This window comes from Enterobacter sp. CM29 (assembly GCF_013179605.1).
GTDB classification, from domain to species: Bacteria; Pseudomonadota; Gammaproteobacteria; order Enterobacterales; family Enterobacteriaceae; genus Enterobacter; species Enterobacter intestinihominis.
Map to the genome: position 1 here is coordinate 1 of NZ_JABMCU010000284.1, position 3,831 is coordinate 3,831.

General features: G+C 56.8%; 2 protein-coding genes. Both read left to right on the forward strand.

Annotated elements, in window-relative coordinates:
- A partial coding sequence (bcsA, locus tag HP459_RS21855) for a UDP-forming cellulose synthase catalytic subunit (protein ID WP_171936828.1) occupies positions 1-1,703 on the forward strand: 1,703 nt, incomplete at its 5' end.
- A gap of 10 nt (positions 1,704-1,713) precedes the next feature.
- The coding region (gene bcsB / locus HP459_RS21860; protein ID WP_171936829.1) for a cellulose biosynthesis cyclic di-GMP-binding regulatory protein BcsB at positions 1,714-3,831 on the forward strand (2,118 nt) is incomplete at its 3' end.

The following is a 3,831-nucleotide window of genomic DNA, read 5'->3' on the forward strand; positions in this document are numbered from 1 at the left end:
AAATCAAAATCTGGATCCTCGATGACGGTGGCCGCGCCGAGTTCCGCCAGTTCGCGGACGAAGTAGGGGTCGAGTACATCGCACGTACCACGCATGAACACGCTAAGGCCGGTAACATCAACAATGCGCTGAAATATGCCAAAGGGGAGTTCGTCTCTATTTTCGACTGTGACCACGTGCCAACGCGCTCGTTCCTGCAAATGACCATGGGCTGGTTCCTGAAGGAGAAAGAGCTGGCGATGATGCAGACGCCGCACCACTTCTTCTCACCGGACCCGTTTGAACGTAACCTCGGTCGTTTTCGTAAAACCCCGAACGAGGGCACACTGTTCTATGGTCTGGTGCAGGACGGGAACGACATGTGGGACGCAACATTCTTCTGCGGCTCCTGTGCGGTGATCCGCCGTAAACCGCTGGATGAAATTGGCGGGATCGCCGTCGAGACGGTCACGGAAGATGCGCACACTTCGCTGCGTCTGCACCGTCTTGGCTATACCTCCGCCTACATGCGCATTCCTCAGGCGGCGGGGCTGGCCACGGAATCCCTGTCGGCGCATATCGGCCAGCGTATTCGCTGGGCGCGCGGCATGGTGCAAATTTTCCGCCTCGATAACCCGCTGATGGGTAAAGGACTGAAACTGGCGCAACGGCTGTGCTACGTCAACGCCATGTTCCACTTCCTGTCGGGTATTCCACGGCTTATCTTCCTCACTGCGCCGCTGGCGTTCCTGCTTCTTCACGCTTACATCATCTATGCGCCTGCGCTGATGATTGCCCTGTTCGTTCTGCCGCACATGATCCACGCCAGCCTGACGAACTCGAAGATTCAGGGGAAATATCGCCATTCGTTCTGGAGTGAAATCTACGAAACGGTGCTGGCCTGGTATATCGCGCCGCCAACCATGGTGGCGCTGATTAACCCGCATAAAGGGAAATTCAACGTCACCGCGAAGGGCGGGCTGGTGGAAGAGGAGTATGTCGACTGGGTGATCTCCCGGCCCTATATCTTCCTGGTGCTGCTGAATATTGTGGGCGTGATTGTTGGGGTCTGGCGCTACTTCTACGGTCCGGAAAACGAAATTCTGACGGTCTTCGTGAGTATGGCGTGGGTGTTTTATAACCTGATTATCCTCGGTGGCGCGGTGGCGGTATCAGTGGAGAGTAAACAGGTTCGCCGCGCGCATCGCGTCGAAATCAGCATGCCAGCGGCCATTGCCCGCGACGATGGACATCTCTTCTCCTGTACCGTACATGACTTTTCGGATGGCGGTCTGGGTATCAAGATCAACGGTCAGGCGAAGGTGCTTGAGGGGCAGAAGGTCAACCTATTGCTTAAGCGCGGCCAGCAGGAGTATGTCTTCCCGACTCAGGTGGTGCGTGTGAGAGGAAATGAAGTGGGTCTGCAACTGATGCCGCTGACTAAAAAGCAACACATTGATTTTGTGCAGTGTACGTTTGCCCGCGCGGATACGTGGGCTCTCTGGCAGGACAGCTTCCCTGAGGATAAGCCTCTGGAGAGCCTGCTGGATATTCTTAAGCTGGGGTTCCGTGGCTATCGTCACCTTGCAGAATTTGCCCCGTCGTCGGTGAAATTAATTTTCCGGTCACTTACTTCACTGGTTTCCTGGGTCGTGTCGTTCATTCCGCGTCGACCTGAGCGAGATGAAGCGAAGCAGGCGGACCCGGTTATGGCTCAACAATGATGATAACGCGATGAAAACAAAACTTTCCTGGTTATGTGCAGTGGCAATGGGGATGAGTGCGCTCCCTGCAACAGTGGCTAACGCGGCGCCTGATAACGCAGCGACCACACCCGCGCCAACGGTGCCTGTCGTCGCGCAAGCGACCGATCAGGTAGTGACGGCGGCGCCGGGGCAGACGGAAAACGTCGTCCCGAATCAGCCGACGACGGGGAATACGCTGCCCGCCGACAACCCGGTGGTTGGGCAGGTTATGCCTGGCGTGCCGGGAGCCAGTGCACCGGTGGTTGCGGAAAATACGCCGTCGCGTGACGTTAAGCTGACGTTCGCCCAGATCGCGCCTCCTCCGGGCAGCATGGTTCTGCGCGGCATCAACCCAAATGGCGGTGTCGAATTCGGTATGCGTAGCGATGAAGTTGTGTCGAAAGCGATGCTCAACCTGGAATACACGCCATCGCCGTCGCTGCTGCCGGTGCAATCCCAGCTTAAGGTCTATCTGAATGATGAGCTGATGGACGTCCTGCCCGTCACCAAAGAGCAACTGGGTAAGAAAACCCTGGCTCAGGTGCCGATTAACCCGCTGTTTATCACCGACTTTAACCGCGTGCGTCTGGAATTTGTCGGCCATTACCGCGATGTCTGTGAAAACCCGGCCAGCAGCACCCTGTGGCTGGATGTTGGTCGTAACTCTTCGCTTCAGATGACCTATCAGCCGCTGGCGTTGAAAAACGATCTCTCCGCCTTCCCGGTGCCGTTCTTCGACCCGCGTGATAACCGTCCACTGAACCTGCCAATGGTGTTTGCGGGCTCTCCTGATGTGACCGAACAGCTGGCGGCCTCTATCGTGGCATCCTGGTTTGGTTCCCGCTCCGGCTGGCGTGGCCAGAGTTTCCCGGTTATGTACGACAAAATGCCGGGCAAAAACGCGATTGTGTTTGCCACCAACGCCAAACGCCCGGCATTCCTGCGGGACCATCCAGAGGTGAAAGCGCCCACCATCGAGATGATCAGCCATCCCGACAATCCGTACGTGAAGCTGCTGGTGATCTTCGGGCGTGATGATAAAGATCTGGTGCAGGCGGCAAAAGGCATTGCGCAGGGCAATATCCTGTTCCGCGGTAATAGCGTCGTGGTGGATGAGGTGAAACCGCTGCTGGCACGTAAGCCTTATGATGCGCCGAACTGGGTCCGCACCGACCGCGCGATTACCTTCGGCGAGCTGAAAACCTATGAAGAGCAATTGCAGTCAACCGGGCTTGAACCTTCTCCTGTCAGCCTGTCGCTGAACCTGCCGCCGGATCTCTATCTGCTGCGCACCAACGGTATTGATATCAACCTGAACTACCGTTACACCGCGCCGGTAACCAAAGACAGCTCGCGCATGGATATCAGCCTCAACAACCAGTTCCTGCAATCCTTCAGCCTGACCAGCAGCCAGGAGACAAACCGGTTGATGCTTCGTCTGCCTGTATTGCAGGGGCTGCTGGATGGCAAAACCGATGTGTCGATCCCGGCGCTGAAGCTCGGTGCGGTGAACCAGCTGCGGTTTAACTTCCAGTACATGAACCCGATGCCGGGTGGATCGGTGGAAAACTGTATTACCTTCCAGCCGGTGCAAAACCACGTGGTGATTGGTGATGATTCCACAATCGACTTCTCGAAGTATTACCACTTTATCGCGATGCCGGATCTGCGTGCGTTTGCTAACGCCAGTTTCCCGTTCAGCCGCATGGCTGATCTCTCTGAATCGATTGTCGTGATGCCAAAAGCGGCCAACGAAGGCCAGGTTGCCACGCTGCTGGACACCATGGGCACCGTCGGGGCGCAAACCGGCTTACCGGCTATCAACGTGACGGTGACGGATGACGGTAGCCAGATCCAGAACAAAGATGCCGATATCATGGTCATCGGCAACATTCCGGACAAGCTGAAAGACGAGAAGCGCGTCGATCTGCTGGTGCAGGCGGCTCAGTCATGGGTCAACACGCCGCTGCGTCAGACCGAGTTCCCAAGCATCATGCCGGACAGCGGCGATCGTCAGGCCAATATCAGGACGACCGTAAGCTCAACGGGTCCGATGGCTGCGATTGTCGGCTTCCAGTCTCCGTATAACGACCAGCGCAGCGTGATC